At 45.6% G+C, this 20,562-nt stretch carries 20 protein-coding genes; 2 read left to right on the top strand and 18 right to left on the bottom strand.

What is annotated here, in order from left to right; translation table 11 throughout:
- Positions 1-74: 74 nt before the first annotated feature.
- The 5 genes from BW716_RS01555 to BW716_RS01535 all read right to left on the bottom strand — a co-directional run bounded on the left by BW716_RS01555 (position 75) and on the right by BW716_RS01535 (position 5,442).
- Positions 75-1,145: a dipeptidase gene (locus tag BW716_RS01555; protein ID WP_083720335.1), complete on the bottom strand. Its 1,071-nt coding sequence runs from the start codon at positions 1,143-1,145 to the stop codon at positions 75-77.
- 19 nt (positions 1,146-1,164) lie between these two features.
- Positions 1,165-2,268 carry a D-TA family PLP-dependent enzyme gene (locus tag BW716_RS01550; protein WP_083720334.1) on the bottom strand — a complete coding sequence of 368 codons (1,104 nt, stop codon included), beginning with the start codon at positions 2,266-2,268 and terminating at the stop codon, positions 1,165-1,167.
- 2 nt (positions 2,269-2,270) lie between these two features.
- Positions 2,271-2,732: a RidA family protein gene (locus tag BW716_RS01545; protein WP_083720349.1), complete on the bottom strand. Its 462-nt coding sequence runs from the start codon at positions 2,730-2,732 to the stop codon at positions 2,271-2,273.
- Between the two features lie 87 nt (positions 2,733-2,819).
- The gene (locus BW716_RS01540; RefSeq protein WP_083720333.1) at positions 2,820-4,130 is read right to left on the bottom strand and encodes a gluconate:H+ symporter; all 1,311 of its coding nucleotides are present in this window, start codon (positions 4,128-4,130) and stop codon (positions 2,820-2,822) included.
- 37 nt (positions 4,131-4,167) lie between these two features.
- Positions 4,168-5,442 (bottom strand): ABC transporter permease, encoded by a 1,275-nt coding sequence (locus BW716_RS01535; protein WP_083720332.1) that lies wholly within the window; start codon positions 5,440-5,442, stop codon positions 4,168-4,170.
- Between the two features lie 47 nt (positions 5,443-5,489).
- Between BW716_RS01535 and BW716_RS01530 the strand changes: the two genes are divergently transcribed.
- Together BW716_RS01530 and BW716_RS01525 are read left to right on the top strand one after the other, a co-directional pair.
- On the top strand, positions 5,490-6,491 hold the full coding sequence (locus BW716_RS01530) for a LacI family DNA-binding transcriptional regulator (RefSeq protein WP_083720331.1): 1,002 nt from the start codon (positions 5,490-5,492) through the stop codon (positions 6,489-6,491).
- Between the two features lie 164 nt (positions 6,492-6,655).
- A complete protein-coding gene (locus tag BW716_RS01525; RefSeq protein WP_083720330.1) occupies positions 6,656-7,720 on the top strand; it encodes a phosphotransferase enzyme family protein in 1,065 nt (354 codons plus the stop codon).
- A 69-nt stretch (positions 7,721-7,789) separates the two neighbouring features.
- Here BW716_RS01525 and BW716_RS01520 read toward each other — a convergent pair whose 3' ends face one another.
- From BW716_RS01520 to BW716_RS01460, 13 genes are all read right to left on the bottom strand, one after another.
- A complete protein-coding gene (locus tag BW716_RS01520; protein WP_083720329.1) occupies positions 7,790-9,160 on the bottom strand; it encodes an NADH-quinone oxidoreductase subunit N in 1,371 nt (456 codons plus the stop codon).
- A 27-nt stretch (positions 9,161-9,187) separates the two neighbouring features.
- Entirely contained in the window at positions 9,188-10,624 is a 1,437-nt protein-coding gene (locus BW716_RS01515) for a NuoM family protein (protein ID WP_083720328.1), read from the bottom strand.
- 45 nt (positions 10,625-10,669) lie between these two features.
- The gene (nuoL, locus tag BW716_RS01510; RefSeq protein WP_083720327.1) at positions 10,670-12,571 is read right to left on the bottom strand and encodes an NADH-quinone oxidoreductase subunit L; all 1,902 of its coding nucleotides are present in this window, start codon (positions 12,569-12,571) and stop codon (positions 10,670-10,672) included.
- A 46-nt stretch (positions 12,572-12,617) separates the two neighbouring features.
- Complete coding sequence (nuoK, locus tag BW716_RS01505; protein WP_083720326.1) at positions 12,618-12,935, bottom strand: NADH-quinone oxidoreductase subunit NuoK; 318 nt, start codon at positions 12,933-12,935, stop codon at positions 12,618-12,620.
- 22 nt (positions 12,936-12,957) lie between these two features.
- A complete protein-coding gene (locus BW716_RS01500; RefSeq protein WP_083720348.1) occupies positions 12,958-13,455 on the bottom strand; it encodes an NADH-quinone oxidoreductase subunit J in 498 nt (165 codons plus the stop codon).
- Positions 13,456-13,491: 36 nt separating this feature from the next.
- Positions 13,492-14,001, bottom strand: a complete 510-nt coding sequence (gene nuoI / locus BW716_RS01495; RefSeq protein WP_083720325.1) for an NADH-quinone oxidoreductase subunit NuoI — start codon at positions 13,999-14,001, stop codon at positions 13,492-13,494.
- A 40-nt stretch (positions 14,002-14,041) separates the two neighbouring features.
- Positions 14,042-15,079 carry an NADH-quinone oxidoreductase subunit NuoH gene (nuoH, locus tag BW716_RS01490; protein WP_179090958.1) on the bottom strand — a complete coding sequence of 346 codons (1,038 nt, stop codon included), beginning with the start codon at positions 15,077-15,079 and terminating at the stop codon, positions 14,042-14,044.
- Between the two features lie 23 nt (positions 15,080-15,102).
- Positions 15,103-16,191, bottom strand: coding sequence for a 2Fe-2S iron-sulfur cluster-binding protein (locus tag BW716_RS01485; protein ID WP_083720324.1), 1,089 nt, complete (start codon positions 16,189-16,191; stop codon positions 15,103-15,105).
- A gap of 61 nt (positions 16,192-16,252) precedes the next feature.
- A complete protein-coding gene (nuoF, locus tag BW716_RS01480; protein WP_083720323.1) occupies positions 16,253-17,617 on the bottom strand; it encodes an NADH-quinone oxidoreductase subunit NuoF in 1,365 nt (454 codons plus the stop codon).
- Between the two features lie 28 nt (positions 17,618-17,645).
- Positions 17,646-18,131, bottom strand: coding sequence for an NADH-quinone oxidoreductase subunit NuoE (nuoE, locus tag BW716_RS01475; RefSeq protein WP_083720322.1), 486 nt, complete (start codon positions 18,129-18,131; stop codon positions 17,646-17,648).
- 39 nt (positions 18,132-18,170) lie between these two features.
- On the bottom strand, positions 18,171-19,388 hold the full coding sequence (locus BW716_RS01470) for an NADH-quinone oxidoreductase subunit D (protein ID WP_083720321.1): 1,218 nt from the start codon (positions 19,386-19,388) through the stop codon (positions 18,171-18,173).
- Between the two features lie 17 nt (positions 19,389-19,405).
- A complete protein-coding gene (locus BW716_RS01465; RefSeq protein ID WP_083720320.1) occupies positions 19,406-19,927 on the bottom strand; it encodes an NADH-quinone oxidoreductase subunit C in 522 nt (173 codons plus the stop codon).
- Positions 19,928-19,978: 51 nt separating this feature from the next.
- Positions 19,979-20,542, bottom strand: a complete 564-nt coding sequence (locus BW716_RS01460) for an NADH-quinone oxidoreductase subunit B (protein WP_083720319.1) — start codon at positions 20,540-20,542, stop codon at positions 19,979-19,981.
- Between the last annotated feature and the right edge of the window lie 20 nt (positions 20,543-20,562).

The raw sequence follows: 20,562 nt of genomic DNA, 5'->3' as shown, positions 1-20,562 counted from the left end.
TGCCTGGCGCACACAAAAAGCCCTGCAGGATGTTCCCACAGGGCTATGTTAAATTATGTTAACGATCGCTGTTATTAACTCCACGCCTTTCTCAGGAACCGTAACCAGTTCCCATGCATGATGTTTTCCACATCCTCATCTGAGTAACCTCTCTTCTTAAACAATGCAGGTAGTTTCTGCACATCTGCAATCGTTTCAAGATCATACGGAGATTGCTCCTTACCAAAGGCGCCATCCAGGTCAGAACCGATGCCTACATGCAATGCATTGCCCGCCAGCTGACAGATGTAATCCATATGGTCTACCAGTTTATCCAGGTTACAATCCATGCCTTTAGGATCAGATACGCCTCTTACCCATCCTGGTACTATCATCCACGCATCCATGGCACCACCTATTACAGCGCCCCGTTTAACCAGTTCAAGTATCATCTCGTCAGAGAACTGACGGTTGTGATCCACCAGTTTACGCACGTTATTATGGCTGGCCCATACATTTCCGGAAAAGTGCTCCATGGCTTCCCAAAAGCAATCATCACACAGGTGCGTAGCATCCAGAATAATGTTGAGACGCTCCATTTCTTTTAGCAGTGCTCTGCCTTTATCACCCATAAAGCCTGTTGCATCTGTACCCTGTGCATATCTGCCAGGGCCATAGTGTGCAGGACCTACAGCACGCAAACCATTATTATAAGCCCTTTCCAGGTAAGGTATGTCTACGATAGAATCAGCACCTTCCAGGCTTAAGATATAACCAATGGCTTTGTTGGCTGTCGGTTGCCCATCATTCCAGTAAGCAAGATGTTTTTCGAGAGAGGCCAGATCAGTAATGGGAGTCAGTTCTCCTGCCTCTTCCATCGCTTTGTACCACGCCAGCTGCCCCTGTGTCTGTGCCCATGCCTGTTCTGGTGAAAACCATCCCTGCAGTGGATTGTCAGGTGCCACAAAACGGGCAATCTGTGTACCTACCACCAATCCTATATTTCCTTTGCGCAACTCAGGGAAAGATACAACTCCTTTAGCGCGGTCTGGTTTATCGGTTTGTCCTTCCTCCCTTTTCCTGATGTCATTCACAGGCAAGCGGAGATTGCGGTTCCACTCCATCGCGTTCATGCTGAGATCCAGATGCGCGTCTATTGCAAACATGTTTATAATAGTTTTAGGTTCAGATCATGATCTTCCTGTCTCTCGCTACAACTTTCCATTGCGCAATACAGGTATTCTTTTCTACAACGCCCACGCGCTCATACAGGGCTACGGTAGGGCATATATGATATGGTACGCCGTACAACACAGTACCCACAGGGTATTGCGCAGTATCAGCTACTTTCACAACCAGGTGCTCCTCACTCTGTGATACAGGCAAAGCTTCCGGTGCATTCAGAAAAACTACTCTTGGTTGTGGATTTTCTGCTGCAACTGATTTATGCCCCAGATCAAGACACAGGCGCTCTCCATCAATAATGGAGATCACTCTTGTCACCAATACGGCGGCATAGTCATACTGCTGATCCGGTAAGTGCTGCTGATATCCCCAATCCCAGAAGATAAAGGTACCCGGACTACATTCCACGCCTTCTCTTTCGGCATGAATGGGGAATGTAGGAGAACCACCTGCCACAATACGTGGCGCAGGCAATCCACTGTCTGTAATAGCCTGTGCAAGGGCTTGTACTGGCACATACGCGGCATCACATTTCTCTTTACGAATAGCAATATCCACATCATGCAGGTGACCATCATAGGCATGTAGTCCTACAGGTGTAACACCTGGAAGGTGCGCCAGTTCCTGGTACAATGCCAGTGCAGCGGCACCTGGTATAATACCTGTTCTGTTCATGCCTACATTCAGATCGAGATACAGAGGCAATACCTTTTGCGCGGTGGCAAATTGTGCAGCGATCGCTACAGCCGAAGCCGCGTTATCCACCAGACAACTGTATTTCGTATCCGGATATTGATCGGTCAGTTCCTGCAACCGTTCGATCTTTGGCCCTACAGGCTGATAAGCAAGCAATACATCTTTTGCACCCGCCAATCCAAGCATTTCTGCTTCAGCAATGGTGGCGCACTTAAATTTATGAATGCCCTCTTCGATCAGCAGCTGTGCAGCCTCCGTGATCTTGCTGGTTTTTACATGTGGGCGCAGTCGCTGCACATCCTTCACAGAAGCTTTCACTGCAAGGATGTTGTCTCGCATACGCTCCGGATACACCAGCAGTGCAGGTGAATCCACCGTGTTAATGTTGTGCAGTTCGTACCAGTTCATAATTATGCTAATTCAAATAATGCTTCGATTTCAACAGGAATATTATCAGGCAGGGAACCCATACCTACAGCGCTACGCACACCGATGCCATTCTCTTCACCCCATATCTTTGCAAACAGTTCGCTGGCACCATTGATCACATATGGATGACGACCAAAATCAGGTGTGCAGTTCACCATCCCCAATACCTTGATCACACGCTTTACTTTGTCCAGGCTTCCCAGGTTGGTAACGATGGTAGAAAGCATGGTCAGGGCAACTTGTCTGGCAGCCAGTTTACCTTTCTCAATATCCATATCTTCGCCAATACGCCCTATGATAAGGCTTTTATCGTCCTGTACAGGGCCGTGGCCGGAGAGGTACAGGTATTTACCATCGATCAGGTAAGGTTTATAAACACCCAGTGGAGAGGGTGCTGGTGGCAATGTCAATCCTAATGCTTTGAAGTTTTCTGTTGCTTTCATAGTCACTGAAATATTACTAAATTTATTAAATCCGGTTTCCTGTTCAGCCCCCGCAAGGTGCTCTGGTGCCTGCAAAGCAAGCCTTTATTAATGTACAAATACACTCAATATCAAACAACCTATTAACCCCACCACACTCACAATCGTCTCCATCACAGACCAGGTCTTAAAGGTATCCTTTACTGATAAATTAAAATACTCTTTAAACAACCAAAAGCCGCCATCGTTCACATGACTAAACATGAGACTGCCGGCTCCGGTAGCTAATACCATCAAACATGGATTCACACCTAATGTGCCTACTAAAGGTCCTAACATGGCTGCTGTGGTTAATCCTGCAATCGTAGCAGACCCTACTGCGACTCTTACCAACGCTGCCAGACTCCACGCCAGCAGCAAAGGATTCATATGTGTACTCATCATCCCCTGCGCAATAATATCGCTCACCTTGCTATCCAGCAGCATTTGCGTCAATGCGCCAGAACCACCAATGATGAGGATAATAGGAGACACATCCTTAATAGATTCATCCAGTGATTTCATCACCGCCTTCATGGTCAATCCTCTCTTCAATCCTAACAGATAAATACCATTCAATACAGCGATCAGCATCACAATAATCGGATCACCTAACCAATCAGCAATTTTCACCCATACACCGTGCCCAACTAACTTTATAATCGTTGTTCCTGCCAGCAAAATCACCGGCAGCAATGCTGCAAATAAACTCTCTGCCATACCCGGCAATTGCTCATCCGGAATAGGTGCTATATGAAACAGCGCAGCAGGCTCCTGTTTATACCCTTTTAAAAAGCGACTAAAGATGGGTCCTGCCGCAATAATAGCAGGAATAGCCACGATCAGTCCATACATGAGCGTCATGCCCATATTCGCGCCAAAAGCACCCACCAGTGCAGTAGGCGAGGGATGCGGAGGCAGGTAACCATGTGTTACTGACAACGATGCCAGCATAGGTATTCCCAAATATACCGCAGGCAGTTTTGTACGCGCTGCCACCGTAAAGATCAGCGGCACCATCAGCACAAAACCAATATTATAAAACAAGGGAATCCCTACAATGAACCCCGTCAGCATCAAAGACCATTGAATATACTTTTGTCCGAACAGGTGCATTAATCCATTCGCAATTCTTTGCGCAGCGCCACTTTCCGCCACCAGTTTACCCAGCATACTGCCAAATACAATGATGGTGACCAACCCGCCCAGGGTCTTGCCAATGCCGGTAGTAATAGATTGTGTGATTGTATTGATATCCATCCTCAGGGCTAAACCCATGAACAGACACACGACCAGGAAAGCAATGAATGTGTTGAGCCTTAACCCCGCTACCAGCAATACCAGTAGCAGGATTGACAATAGTACAATGATTAAAGCCATCGAAATTCTTTAGATGTTGGCGACTAAAATTATCTGGTTATTCATATCGGAGTGCAATAATAGGGTCGAGTTTAGAAGCCTTGATAGCAGGGAATATGCCTGCCATCAAACCAACGCCGGCACACAGGCTGATACCCATAAAGATCCAGAACCAGGGTATCACAAAACTTGTATGCAATAGCAATGATACCACGTTGCCTACCAGCATACCCAGCAACACCCCTAAGGCGCCTCCCAGTACACTGATGATGATTGACTCATATACAAACTGCCTGCGAATCACCTGTCGCGTAGCACCCAGTGCTTTGTTCACACCAATCTCACGTGTACGCTCTGCAACAGATACCAGCATAATATTCGTCAATCCAATCGCAGAACCGAACAGGGTAATGATCCCTATGATAGCAGCGGCAATGGCCACAAAGCCAAGGCTGTTAAACAACATTTCACCTATACTGTCACTCTTGCTGATATAAAAGTTCTCTTCTTCATTCAGATGCAGGTGCCTCACTATGCGGAATAAGCCGGTAGCCTCTCCCACAGCGGCATCCATTCGGTTGATATCTTTCACTGACACGCCTATATTATAGGTCATCGTGTTACCTCCATATACTCTTCTTGTGTTCGTCACAGTGGTAATCACTACTTTGTCAGCACTCATAAAACCACTGTTCCCTTTTGGTTCCAGCAATCCTATCACCCTGTAACGTACATCTCCCACACGGATATTGCTGTTAATCACGTTTTTCATTCCATCTCCATACAATTTCTTTGCAACATCGGTTCCCAATATAGCGACATTCCGCCCGGTTTCCATATCTAATTGATTAAAGTTTCTGCCCTCTTTCAATTTATAATTGGAAAACTCCAGGTAATTTTCATCTCCGCCTAATACCTGTACATTTGGATTGGTCTTGCTTTCTCCCTTGTAAATGGTGGCTGCACCACTGGCTGTAACAGATACGCTCACAGTGGAGGGGAATGAAAAACGCCGCTTGAAATCCTTCGCTTCCTCCCATGTAATGGGGATATTGCTATTCGATGTTTTTACCTTCTTTTTCTTCTTGTCACTCTTCTTTGCATCCGGACCTCCACCCATGAAAATACGCAATGCCCTGTTCTGAATAGAGAAACTGTTTGCCCCCATACTGGCAAAGTTGGAGTAGATACTGTTCTTCATGCTTTCTGTAGCAGTCAGAATGCCCACCAGGGCCATAATTCCAAATGCGATGATGGAAATAGTAAGCCCTGCGCGTAATCTATTCGCGCTGACAGAACGGTAGGCGAGGGAAAAAATGTCACGGAATTGCATGATTTAAAGATAACGAAAAACATTTTTCCGCTATTTTTATTATATAAATGGCGAACCCTCCTACTATAAAAGAAATAGCAGAAAAACTGCACCTGGCAAAGTCCACCGTTTCAAGGGCTTTGCATGACCATCCCAGTATCGGGTTGCGTACCCGGATGAAGGTACAGGAGCTGGCACGGGCACTCAATTACGAACCGAATCAGACTGCCATTCATTTTCAGCAGAAAAAGACCTTTACAATAGGGATTGTGTTACCCGAACTATCAGAGGCGTTTTTCTCTGCGGCCATTAGTGGGATTGAAGATGCTGCGAATCAACATAACTACATGGTGCTGTTGGGGCAGTCGCATGATGATGCTGCCAGAGAGAAAAAGATTGTGGAAATTATGAAGAATCACCGGGTAGATGGACTGATAGTTTCGCTGGCGAAAAATACCGGGGATTATGCACATTTTGAAGCACTGGAAAAGTTCAATATACCGGTGGTTTTTTTCGATCGTATTCCAGACAAAAAAGACATTCATTATGTAGCCTGTAATATGGAATCAGGCACCCTCCAGGCAGTCTCTCTTTTACTGGAAAAAGGACATCGTGTGATTGGGATGATCAATGGCCCGGAACAACTGGTAGCTACCCCCCAACGTGAAGCAGGATTTAAACAGGCATTGCAGAAAAAAAGATTAAAATTCGATGCAAGCCTCACCGTACATTCCGATCTCACAAAAGAAGGAACACGTGCTGCCATGCAGCAGCTTTTATCAAATAAAAGGAAAGTAACAGCGATTGTTACCTTCAATGATTATGTGGCCCAGGATGCAGTGCAATATGCATTGGAGCAGGGAATAAAAGTGAATAAAGACCTTACGTTTGTGAGTTATGCAAATCTACCTTTGAGCAGTTATATGGCGTTTCCACCGATTGCTTCTGTAGAGCAGTATCCTTATGAGCAGGGATTTAAGGCGACGGAAATATTGCTCACTTTATTAAACAATAAGGAACAACAACAATATCACCACATCGTCATCGATTCCCGGCTCATAGTGAGATAAATTTCCATACCCAGCCGGCCACAGGCCCACCCAAAACCCCACGGCTTTTGCCGAAGGTAAAAGCCATAAGGTTATACGACCATTCAGGTAAAAATTCACGCAACCGTTTGCGCAATCTTTCTATCAATCTTTCCCTTAAGTTTGAAATTATCAATCAAAAAATCATGCAGGCTTCGATACTGGCAGCTTACGGAATAGTGGCAGATGAATGTACTATCCAGCCTTTTGGCAGCGGACTTATCAACACTACCTGGAAAGTCATCCACGGCGATAAGTCTTACATCTTACAACGCATCAACCACCAGGTCTTCAAACAACCAAAGGTGATCGCAAACAATATCCGCTACATCGGCCAATACCTGCACCAACATTCACCGGAATACTTCTTTGTACAACCCGTGAATACAACAGATGATCAGGGACTGGTAATAACCGAAAACGGTGAATACTTCCGCCTGCAACCCTTCGTAACCGACTCCCGCAGTTACGACGTTGTAGACGATGAACAACTGGCCTACGAAGCCGCAAAACAGTTTGGAAGATTCACCCGCTTATTATCTGATATAGACACAAAGAAGATCGGCTATAGTTTACCTGATTTCCACAACCTCACCCTCAGATATCAACAATTTGAGGATGCGTTGAAAAATGGCAACAAAGAACGGATAGCCGCATCAGAAGAATTAATATTCAGAATCAGGCAATACGCGTATCTCACCGATACCTTCGAAGCCATCAAGCAGAATCCTGCATTCAAAATCAGGGTCATGCACCATGATACGAAAATCAACAATGTACTCTTCGATAATAGTGGCAATGGCATCTGTGTAATCGACTTAGACACCGTAATGCCCGGATACTTCATCAGTGACTTCGGCGATATGATGAGAACGTATTTATCACCGGCAAATGAGGAGGAAAAAGACTTCAGTAAGGTAAAGGCCCGGGAATCCTTCTTTAAGGCAATTGTGAGTGGTTACCTGAGCGAATTGAAAGAAGAATTAAGTCCTGATGAAATCCATCACCTGGTATACGCAGGACAATTCATGGTCTACATGCAAGCCATTCGTTTCTTAGCAGATTATTTAAATAATGATATTTACTACGGCGCTAAATACGAACAACACAACTATGTAAGAGCAGGCAATCAGCTGGCTTTATTAGATCGTATCAGCGAGCAGGAAAGCACCTTTTTTAAAGCGATCACTACACCAGATCGCGTCGTTTGAAAAGCAGCACCATTTAAAAACAAAAATGCCGGCATGTAGCCGGCATTTTCTATTTAAGTTTGAATCCTATTATACGAATTGTAACAGTAACCCAGGGAACACTCCCAACAGTATCACTATCGCAGCTGTCACTACCAGCAAAAACTTAAATCTGCCACTCATCTCCTCAACACCTGGCTCACCAGATTTAAAATACATCGCCATGATCACCCTGAAGTAATAATACACACTGATCGCAGCACATATTACCGCTATTATCACCAGCCAGAAAAGATTACCTTCCTGAACTGCCGCTGTCAACACATAATATTTCGCAAAGAAACCTGCCGTCAGCGGAATACCTGCCAATGATAACAAACAGATCGTAGTTACCGCAGCCACCAAAGGCTCCTTCTTTGCCAATCCGTTAAAACCATCGAAAGTATAATCCTTCATTTTAATCAACACTGCAAAGATGCCGATTGTAGCTACAGAGTAAGCTGCTGCATACAGGATAATACCTTTCACAGCAAAATCACTGAACGAAATCACTGACAGCAGCATAAAACCTGCCTGCGCAATACTTGAATACGCCAGCATACGTTTTACACTCTGCTGGAATACCGCTGTAAAGTTACCAATGATCAGCGTAGCAGCCGTCACCAGTGCCAGCAGCAACTGCCAGTCTTTACTGATCGTGCCTGTAAACGCACCATGGAACAAACGGATAAATGCAATAAAGCTACCCGCCTTCACCACAGTGGCCATGAAAGATGTAAATACTGAAGGCGCTCCATCATACACATCCGGTGTCCAGAAGTGGAAAGGCGCTGCAGAAACTTTGAATGACAATGCAAATGCAATCAGTATCACACCACACAATGCAAGCGGACTAGCCGCACCATCTCCCAACCCCAGCTCACTGATCAAAAATGAACCAGATGCACCATAAATCAGTGTAATACCCATCAGCAAAATACCTGTAGAGAAAGAACCCATCAGGAAATATTTCAGCGAAGCTTCACTACTCTTAGGACTCTTTTTATCACTACCAGCCAGGATGTACTGAGGAATAGAAATGATTTCTATCGCCAGGAAAAGCATTAATAAACTGCTGAACGAAGACGCCAGCGTAATACCCGACAGTATGAAAAATACCAGCGCAAAGTAATCAGACACATGTTCCCCTACTTTCTCAAAAGCACTGCCTGACAGCATAAAGTACAATAACGTAGCTCCAAAAGCTACCGCATTGAACAATACACTGAAACTGCTCACAGTGATCATACCATACAGAGTGCGGCTCCCCCCCTGTAATGTGCACAATTCCGCCAGGTTCGCTGCAAAGCAAATCAGCAACGCCACGATGGCAACAAATTTAATGGACTGCTTATTTTTCACGAAAAGCCCCGCAAACATCATCAAAACGCCCGATAAAGCAGTAGATATTAATGCATTCATATTCCTGTGTTACGAAAGAACAACTTTTTAATAAACCTTATTAACCAATTCAGTAGTGCTCTGAACCAACTCCAGCATAGGCTTTGGATATACGCCCAGTACCAGGATGATCACCACTATCACACTCAACGCCAGCATTTCATTACCACGCAGATCTGTAGTAGTTTCCGTCAGCTGGTTAGGCTGGCCAAAGATCACTTTCTGTACCATGTTCAGTGTGTACACTGCACCCAGGATCACTCCCAGACCAGCTACTGCCATGAACCATGGATTATATTGATAGAGACCGCTGAACATCAGGAACTCCCCGATGAAACCATTGGTCAGTGGCAATGCAATATTTGCAAAACTGATAATCACCAGGAAGGTAGCCATGCGTGGTGCATAAGCAGCAATACCGCCCAGCTCATTCAGTGACTTCACTTTCAAACGATCCTGGATAATCTCAACGATGATCCACAAACCGATGATGTTAATACCATGGTTAAAGAACTGTACCAGCACACCCTGTAAACTCTGCTCGTTATTCGCGAAGATCGCAGCACTCATCAACCCGATGTGGGCGATAGATGAATAAGCGATCAGACGTTTGAAATCAGATTGAACAATGGCGATGCAGGAAGCATATACAATACCGATGATAGATAATACAATCGCAACATCAGACCATACATAAGCACCTTGTGGTAATACCGGCAGTAACCAGCGAATCACACCGAACAAACCCATTTTTACCATGATACCTGACAGTACCATTGTAACAGGAGTTGGCGATTGCTCGTAAGTATCCGGCTGCCATGTATGGAAAGGGAAGATCGGCATCTTGATAGCAAAAGCTACAAAGAACAACCAGAACAGCCAGGACTGTGTCTCTTTAGGCAAAGCCGCTGTTGTGAAACTTGCATAACTAAAGGAGTGATCCGGCGTTTGCAGATAGATATAGATAATACCGATCAGCATGAGCAGGGAACCAGCAAAAGTGTACACAAAGAACTTGAAGGTAACCGGGATCCTCTTTTCGCCTCCCCACAGTGAGCAGAGGAAGTATACAGGAATCAGCGCCAGTTCCCAGAAGAAGTAGAACAACATAGCATCATAGGCAGTAAATACGCCCATGAGACCTGCCTGCGATAACAGCATCAGTGCATAGAAGCTGTTAGCACGGTCATACTCCCTTTTATTGATAACAATAAAGATCAGTACAAATGAAATAGAAGTGAGCAGGCTAAGCATCATGCCCATACCATCCAATCCTACACTAAACGTAGCGCCCAGTTGTGGTATCCAGTTGCAGCTGTGGCTGAGGCTTTCAGGTGCAGACCTGAACTGAAACAGCGCAGCAATAGTGACTGCCAGCGATGCCAGAGATGATATCAAACCCACCGTCTTAGGGCCTGATCCCTTCAGGCCAAACGTAAGAAGGCCCGCCACCAAAGGAATCAAAATGAGTAATACTGTCAACATAATTTTATCTAAACTTGTCCTTTTTGAATGATGATGCAGGTAATATTATCGAACCAGGAACCCGATTACAAATAATAATACCATCCCTATAACCATGGCAAATATGTAAAAACCTACCTGCCCGCTCTGAAGCAACCTTACCTGTTGACTACTCCACTGAACACCACGGCCTACACCGTTCACTAACCTGTCAATACCTGAACGCTCAATCGCTTCTTCAAAGAAACGGCTCAGCATACCCAAGGGCTTTACTATGATAGCATCGTAAATCTCGTCTACATACCATTTGTTCTCCAGTACTTTCGCAATACCAGTGCGTGGCTCACCATTGTCGGTGAAGTTGCGGTACCAGTTGCGCGCCAGGAAAATAGTGATGATTACCAGCACAGAGCTCAGCGCCATCAGCAACCATTCAGTGCTGTGTGCCAACTCATGCAGTTCTACCTTTTCTACAGATGCAGCGAAGATAGGATGCAGGTAATGTTCTAACAGGTTAGGTGCACCAAATACTGCTGGTAAACCTACATAACCACCAATCACAGACAGGATAGCCAATACAATCAGCGGGAACGTCATTGCCCCCGGACTTTCGTGCAGGTGATGCTCCTGTTCGTGTGTACCGCGGAACTTACCACAGAATGTGATGTAGTACAATCGGAACATATAGAACGCCGTCATCAATGCTGTCAGCAAGCCTACTACATACAGCAGTTTGTTGGCAGCAAAGGTGTGGGATAAAATTTCATCTTTTGAGAAGAAGCCGGACAAACCAGGGATACCTGAAATAGCCAGACAACCGATCAGGAAAGTGGCATTCGTAACAGGCATGTATTTTTTCAAACCACCCATCTTACGAATGTCCTGCTCACCACCCATTGCGTGAATCACAGAACCTGAACCCAGGAACAACAGCGCCTTGAAGAATGCGTGTGTCATTACGTGGAATACCGCAGTAGTATAAGCGCCTACACCAAGAGCGAGGAACATATAACCTAACTGAGATACAGTAGAGTAAGCCAGTACTTTCTTGATATCATCCTGCTTCAGTGCAATAGAAGCCGCCAGCACCGCTGTAACCAGGCCGATGATAGCTACTACGTGCTGCACACATGGAGCAAGTGTATAAAGAATGTTGCTGCGTGCAATCATATAGATACCTGCTGTCACCATCGTTGCAGCATGGATCAGGGCAGATACCGGGGTTGGACCCGCCATCGCATCAGGCAACCAGGTGTACAAAGGTACCTGTGCTGATTTACCCATCGCACCTACAAAGAAGAGGATCGCAATTGCAGCGAGGGTACCATCACCCTTTGCTACACCCGCAATCTGTGGGAGTACTTCAGAATAATTTACACTACCAAAGTGAACGATCATCAGGAACATACCCAGCAGAAACCCGAGGTCACCGATGCGGTTCATGACAAAAGCCTTCTTGGCAGCGTTGTTGTAGTTAGTATTCTTATACCAGAAGCCGATCAGGAGGTAAGAACAAAGTCCTACACCTTCCCAGCCTATGAACATCATCACGTAGTTGGCACCTAATACAAGGATCAACATAGAGAACACGAACAGGTTCAGGTAAGCGAAATAACGCGCAAACCCTTCGCTGGTCTCATCGTGCATGTAAGAAGTAGAGTAAATATGAATGAGAGAGCCTACGCCTGTGATGATCAGGAGAAACAGTGAACTCAACTGATCTACCTGAAAGGCAAATGGAATATGCAGGCTGCCTGCAGAAATGAAATCAAACAATTGTACGGTTACCGCCTGAAAACCCGGGGTACGTACTTCCAGGAACATCAGCAAACTAATCACAAAAGCCGCCAGTATAGACCCGCTCCCAACGATACCTGCCAGTGATTTGGAGAGGTATCTTCTTCCCAATCCATTCACCAGAAATCCTAATAGTGGTAATAATGGTACCAGCCAAACTAGATTAATCATCTATCAAATACGAATTACGATTTACAAATTACGGTTTGCCTTATGGTTAATTCTTCAGACGGTTCATGATATTCACATCTACTGACTGCGAACTCCTGTATACCATAACGATGATAGCGAGACCAACAGCAACTTCTGCCGCCGCCACGACCATGATGAAAAACACAAAGATCTGGGCTCCGGCCGCATCTACTCTACCCGCATCTGCCCACATTTTAGAAAACGCCACTAACAAAAGGTTCACAGCATTCAGCATCAACTCTACACACATGAAGATGATGATAGCATTTCTGCGCATCAATACCCCCATCACTCCAATACAAAAGAGCGCAATGCTTAAAAAGATATAATATTGAACCGGCATAAAAATGAATTACAGATTACGATTAATGTTCTTTCTTACCAATCACGACTGCACCGACCATGGCGCTCAAAAACAGGATGCTGCTCACTTCGAAAGGAACAACATATGTTTTGAATAAAGTCTGACCAAGATTAGCGATCAGGCCAATATTGTTAGATTCCGGTGTTAATGAAGGCAGGCTTGCTTCACGCAGCGCAGCCAGCAGTACCACCAGCAGTGCACCCCCACTGATCGCCCCTGCATACTTGAGCCAGTTCCGCTTTTGCGGCTCTCCTTCAGCATTCAGGTTCATCAGCATGATCACGAACAGGAACAATACCATGATCGCACCCGCATATACAATGATGTGCACCACCGCCAGAAACTGTGCATTCAGCATCACGTAATGGCCGGCTATGGTAAAAAATGTAAGGATCAGGCAAAGGACACTTGTAACGGGACTCTTACTAAACACCACGCCCAGCGCAGTGATCAGTGAAATAATAGAGAGTATCCCGAAAACGACTTGTTGTAAATTCATTCCCATTGCTATATTGTCTGATTGTTGTGTTTGGAATTATGCATTTTTCTTCTCTCCTGGCAATGGAATCAACAGATCCTGCTTGCCATAGATGAAACCTTCACGTTTGTAATGTGCTGGTGCAAATGTTTCGGAGAGATAAATCGCATCCTTTGGACAGGCTTCTTCACAAAAACCACAGAAGATGCAACGAAGCATGTTAATCTCATAACGTGCTGCATATTTTTCTTCACGGTACAGATGCTCTTCCCCTGGTTTCCTTTCAGCAGCTTCCATCGTAATTGCCTCCGCAGGACAAGCTACCGCACACAGACCACAGGCTGTACAGTTTTCACGTCCTTCTGCATCCCTGTTCAGAATTTGAAGGCCACGGAATACCGGGCTGAATTCACGTTTTTCCTCAGGATAACTTACTGTAGGCTTTTTCTGGAATATATGTTTGAAAGTGATAACCATTCCCTTTGCAATAGCCGGCAGGTACATCCTCTCCAACATGTTCATCGGCCTGCGATCTACCGGTTTTGCCCTGTTCGTTAAAGTTTGCATGATTAATAATGCGATTAAATAAGTTTACAATTTCGTTCTCTTAATGTTGATGCCACAAAATCCAGCCACCTGTGATCACCATGTTTAACAATGCAATCGGGATCAGATAGTTCCAACCCAAACGCATTAACTGATCATAACGGAAGCGCGGGATAGTCCAGCGTACCCACATAAAGAAGAAAATGAAGCAAATAATTTTTATAAACAGAACCAGTGTACCCAGTATAGTCAGAATGTTTGGCGATACATGCAGACTATCCATGCCCCAGAAATGATATCCACCAAAGTACAATGTAGCCATCAGCGCAGAGCTGATGAACATATTGATATACTCAGCGAACAGGAAGAAACCCAGTTTCATGGAAGAATACTCCAGGTGATAACCACCGTTCAGTTCATTCTCCGCTTCTGCCAGGTCAAATGGAGAACGGTTGGTCTCAGCAAATGAACATATCAGGAAAATGATAAAGCCCAACGGCTGAACAAATACATTCCATACACCACCATGACGCTGCTGCTCTACGATTTCTTTCAGACTCAGTGTCCCACTCACCATCAGCAGTGCAATCAGTGCCATACCCATCGCCAGCTCATAGCTGATGATCTGGGAAGCGGCACGTACAGATGATAACAGGGAGAATTTATTGTTGGAAGCCCAGCCACCCAGCATAATACCGTATACACCTAAGCTCACCACACCAAAAATGTAAAGAATACCAATGTTCACGTCAGCTACCTGCAGTGATACTGTATGACCTGCAATGGTCAGTGTATCGCCCCATGGAATTACTGCACTGGTCATACAGGCTACAATCATAGCCAGTGATGGACCTAAAATAAAAAGGAAATGATTGGAGGATCCTGGAATGATCTCTTCCTTGAAGAAGAGCTTACCACCATCCGCCAGCGGCTGAAACAAGCCCAAAGGACCCGCTCTGTTTGGTCCAAGCCTATCCTGCATAATACCCGCTACCTTTCTTTCGCCCCATGTGGAATACATGGCCACGACCAGAGATATTACCAATACACCTGATATCAGTATTATCTTCTCAAGAATGAAAAACCAGTCTATTTGCATCAAATACGAGTTATAATAGTTACTTACTTGTTAAAATCATCAGAGTGTGCAGGCCCCTCGATCTGCGACAGATCGATACTTGGACGGTTTACCTCGCTGATACTGTGAATATCCATCAGCAGTTTTGGCTGACGGCCATCCAGTACTTCTACCAGGGTATCCTTTGGCTTGTTTACTCCTACATAGTGGTTAGCAGAAATTACGCTCTGGCGTTCGATCTTACGTGGACCTTCCACTACCCAGTCTTTCGCTTCTTTCTTATCAAAACGGCAGGTATCGCAGATGAAATCTTCTACTTCGCCATATTTATCCTTACGTGCAGTTACACGGAACACTTCGTCACCACGCATCCAGAGTACGGTTTTACCACAGCACTTAGGATTCTCACAGTCACGGTGTGCATTCACCGGTTTCAGGAACCATACACGGTTTTTGAAACGGAAAGTTTTATCTGTCAGTGCACCTACAGGGCATACGTCAATAACGTTACCAATGAAGGGACTGTTTAAATTCTTGCTAAGATAAGTGCTGATTTCAGCATGCTCACCACGGCCCAGTACACCATGCTCACGGTTGCCAGCTACCTGATCGGCAGTGAATACACAACGGTAGCAAAGGATACAGCGGGTCATATGTAACTGGATCTTATCACCCAGATCTACTTTTTCGAAAGTACGACGTTGGAATTCGTAACGGGTACCTTCAGCACCATGCTCATAACCCAGATCCTGCAGGTGACACTCACCAGCCTGATCACATACCGGGCAATCCAGCGGGTGATTCAGTAACAGGAATTCCACCACACCTTTACGTGCTTCCAGCACTTCAGGAGAGGTGATGTTTGCTACTTCCATACCATCCATTACAGTAGTACGGCAGGAGGCAACCAGTTTTGGCATAGGACGGGGATCAGCTTCCGAGCCCTTCGATACTTTTACCAGACATGTACGGCATTTACCACCACTACCCTGCAGTTTGGAATAGTAGCACATTGCAGGCGGCACTATATCTCCTCCTATCTGACGGGCAGCATTCAGGATAGTAGTACCAGGTGCCACTTCCACAGAGATCCCGTCGATCTTGACTTTAAAGAGTTTCTGTTCTTCAGCCATTTTGTTCGCTTAAAAAGGCGCTCGTTCTTTACACGAAACGTCGTGTTAGTATTGTTGATTCTTATACTGCGGCAGGTGCAGCGATTTCCAGCGGATCTGCATAGTGTGCAAGACCGAAGTTGCGTGTTTGCGCTTCTTCAGGATTCAACACATGCCACTCAAATTCATCGCGGAAGTGACGGATAGCAGCAGCTACCGGCCAGGCAGCAGCATCACCCAATGGGCAGATGGTGTTACCTTCTATCTTACGCTGAATATCCCACAGCAGATCTATATCGCTCATTTTACCTTTACCCTTCTCGATGTTTTTGAGCACACGCTCCATCCATCCGGTACCTTCACGACATGGGCTACATTGTCCACAGCTTTCGTGGTGGTAGAAACGGGCAAAAGTTAAGGTGTTTTTCACAATGCACTGGTCTTCGTCCAGCACGATGAAACCACCGGAACCCAGCATTGTACCGGTAGCAAAACCACCGTCAGCCAGGCTTTCGTAAGTCATCATGCGCGGCTCACCTTTCGCTGTTTTCAGCAGCAGATTAGCAGGCAGGATAGGTACGGAGCTACCACCCGGAATGCACGCTTTCAGGCGTTTTCCATTGGGGATACCACCGCAATATTCATCAGAGTAAATAAATTCTTCTACTGAAATGTTCATTTCAATTTCATACACCCCTGGTTTGTTGATATTACCACAGGCAGAAATGAGTTTGGTACCGGTTGATTTACCAGTGCCGTATTTGGCATATTCTTCACCGCCGATACGCAGAATCGGTACTATGGTAGCCAGTGTTTCCACATTGTTTACCACAGTAGGACAATCGTATAAACCTTTCACCGCAGGGAATGGAGGTTTGATACGTGGATTACCACGCTTACCTTCCAGACTTTCGATCAGGGCAGTTTCCTCACCACAGATGTAAGCACCTGCACCACGTTGTACATATATTTCAAGATCGAAACCGGTACCCTGGATATTTTTACCCAGCCAGCCGTTTTTCTTTGCATCTGCAATTGCTTCTTCCAGGATATCAGGGATCCATGCGTACTCACCACGGATGTAGATATAACAGGTATTACATCCCAGGGTATAGCTGGAGATGAGCAGACCTTCTATCAACAGGTGAGGGATGAATTCCATCAGGTAACGGTCTTTGAAAGTACCTGGCTCAGATTCATCGGCATTACATACCAGGTAGCGGGGCACGCCTTCCGGTTTTGCAATGAAACTCCATTTCATACCGGTAGGGAAACCAGCACCTCCACGGCCTCTCAGACCGCTTTTCTTCACCTCTTCCAGCACCAGCTCAGGCGTCATGCTTTTCAATGCTTTCTCCGCCGATCCGTAGCCGCCGTTAGCCCGGTATACATCATAATACCGGATATTTTCTATATGTGCTTTGTCAAAAAGTAATTTGCGTCCCATCTTACTATTATGATTTGTAGATTGGCTTTTAGTTTGCGTTTGCCCTGCATTCTGCAATGATGGCATCCACCTTTTCAGGTGTCAGGTGTTCTTTGTAGTGCTTACCCAGCTGCATCATTGGCGCGTAACCGCAGGCACCCAGGCATTCTACTGCTTTCAGAGTAAAGAGGCCGTCTTTCGTCGTCTCTCCCACTCCTATATCCAGTTTCTTTTTAATATAGTCGATGATATTGTCTGAACCGCGCAGCATGCAGGGGCCAGTCTGGCACACCTCGAATACATGCTTGCCTACCGGCTGCAGGTTAAACATTGAGTAAAAGGTAGCCACTTCATACACTTCAATTGGCGTTATCTGCAGCAGGGAAGCTACGTAATCCATAGTCTCTGTGCTGAGCCAACCGCCAAACGCGTCCTGTGCAAGGTGCAGCACCGGAATAAGCGCGCTCTTCTGTCTACCCTGAGGATAGCGGGAGATGATCTCTTTTACTTTATTCAGCTTCTCTTCTGAAAACATATTCTATAGTTAAAAAAACAAAAAGGCGTTTCGTTTGCTTTATGCATCCAGCTCTCCTGCAATCAGGTTCAGGCTACTCATACAGATCAGGGCATCACTCAGCATGGCGCCTTTGATCAGTTCAGCATAAGCCTGGTAATAAATGAAGCACGGACGGCGAAAATGCAACCTGTAGGGGCTACGGCCTCCATCACTGATGAGGTAAAAGCCCAGCTCCCCGTTGGCACCTTCTACAGCATTGTACAATTCGCCTGGTAAAATATCGGATTCACCCATGATGATCTTGAAGTGATAAATGAGTGCTTCCATTTTGGTGTATACATCGCTCTTGTCTGGCAGGTAATATGCCGGCACATCTGCATGGTATACATCGGAGGGCAGGCCTTTCACTTTATCCATCGCCTGACGGATAATGCTGAGACTTTCCCACATTTCACCGTTACGAACCAGGAAACGGTCATAACAGTCACCGGTGGTGCCTACTGGTATAGAAAATTCAAAATCTTCGTAAGAGGAATAAGGATGAGCCACACGTAAATCGTAATCCACACCGGCAGCACGCAGGTTAGGACCAGTAAAACCATAGTTCATCGCTCTTTCAGCACTGATTGGACCTACGCCCTGTGTACGCTCCATAAAAATACGGTTGCGGTTCATCAGGGTTTCGAACTCCTTCAGGGCTTTGGGAAACTCAACCAGGAATGTTTCGATCTTATCGAAAGCAGCTGGTGTAAAGTTTCTTTCAAAACCACCCACACGACCAATGTTGGTAGTAAGGCGGGATCCACAGATTTCTTCGTAGATCTCATAAGCCAGCTCACGCCAGCGCATGAGGTACAGGAACCCGGTGAAGGCACCGGTATCTACACCTACAACCCCATTACAGATCAGGTGATCACAGATACGTGCCAGCTCCATAATGATCACACGCAGGTAGTCCACACGCTTAGGGGTTTGAATACCCAGCAGTTTCTCTACGGTAATGTGCCATCCCATATTATTGATAGGAGAAGAACAGTAGTTCAGACGGTCTGTAAGAGGAGTAATCTGGTAGTAAGGACGACGTTCTGCAATCTTCTCAAATGCACGGTGGATATACCCCACAGTAGATTCGGAACTGACAACACGCTCACCGTCTATTTCCAATATATTTTGAAACACCCCGTGTGTAGCAGGGTGGGTAGGTCCGAGGTTGAGGGTTTGTGTAACCCTTTCAATAGATCCTTCCGGAAGTGTTATATTATGTTGCTCTGACATGATCAACGAATAATTAATTATATGCCAATATGCCCGCCGCGGCCGAACATTTCATCATCTTTATCTATACGAGACTGGTCTTCCAGTGGGAATTCCTTACGCATTGGGAAGTAATCCATCTCATCCACGTTCAGAATACGCTTCAGGTTTGGATGCCCTACGAAGTTGACACCAAAGAAGTCGTAAGTTTCACGCTCCATCCAGTTTGCAGATTCATACAGACGGGTAGCAGTAAATACTCTTGGATCTTCCACACTGGTATAAACCTTCATACGAAGTCTTACGCGCTGGGCAAAATTGTAGAGATGGTACACTACTGCCAGCTCTTCTCCTGTACGATCAGGATAGTGCACAGCAGTGAGGTCTGTTAAAAAACGAAATTGCAGCTCCTCATCATCGTAAAGGAACTGCATCACTTTCAGGTTCAGATCTTTAGGTACTGTAAAATTAAGCATCCCAAAGGTTTCTTCCACCTGTGAGACAGCCTCACCAAACTTGTCGGTTAGTCGTTGTTTAATATTGTCGTTAGTCAAGGACATTGCAGTGTATATTTAAGAACACAGATACAGGAGTAAAGTGTATCGTGATCTTTATTGTATGCCGTAGGAATTCAACAGTTCTTTGTACTTATCGGAATGGCGGCGACGCAGGCTTTCCTGACCAATCAGGTCCTGGATACGCATAAAGCCATCAATAATTGCTTCAGGACGTGGAGGGCATCCTGGTACATATACATCAACCGGGATGACCTGGTCAATGCCCTGTAAAACGGAATAGGTATCAAATACACCACCGCTGCTGGCGCAGGCGCCTACAGCGATTACCCAGCGTGGCTCTGCCATCTGCAGGTATACCTGACGTAATACAGGTCCCATTTTCTTGGAGATAGTACCCATTACCATCAGTAAATCACACTGACGAGGGGTAAATGCCATTCTTTCTGCACCAAAACGTGCCAGATCATAAGTAGACGCCATCGTTGCCATGAATTCGATTCCACAGCAGGAAGTGGCGAAAGGCAGCGGCCAGATGGAGTTTTTACGTGCCAAACCAATCGCTTTGTCAAACGAAGTCGCAAAAAAACCTTCCCCGGAATATCCCTCAGGGATTTCCACTGTCTTCACTTTCGTATTATACTGAACCGGACGTGCCATAACCTTTCAGATTTAAAATT

The organism is [Flexibacter] sp. ATCC 35208, from assembly GCF_001975825.1.
Lineage (GTDB): Bacteria > Bacteroidota > Bacteroidia > Chitinophagales > Chitinophagaceae > Chitinophaga.
The sequence above is the reverse complement of the archived record's forward strand: the minus strand, read 5'-3'. Positions and strand labels throughout refer to the sequence as shown.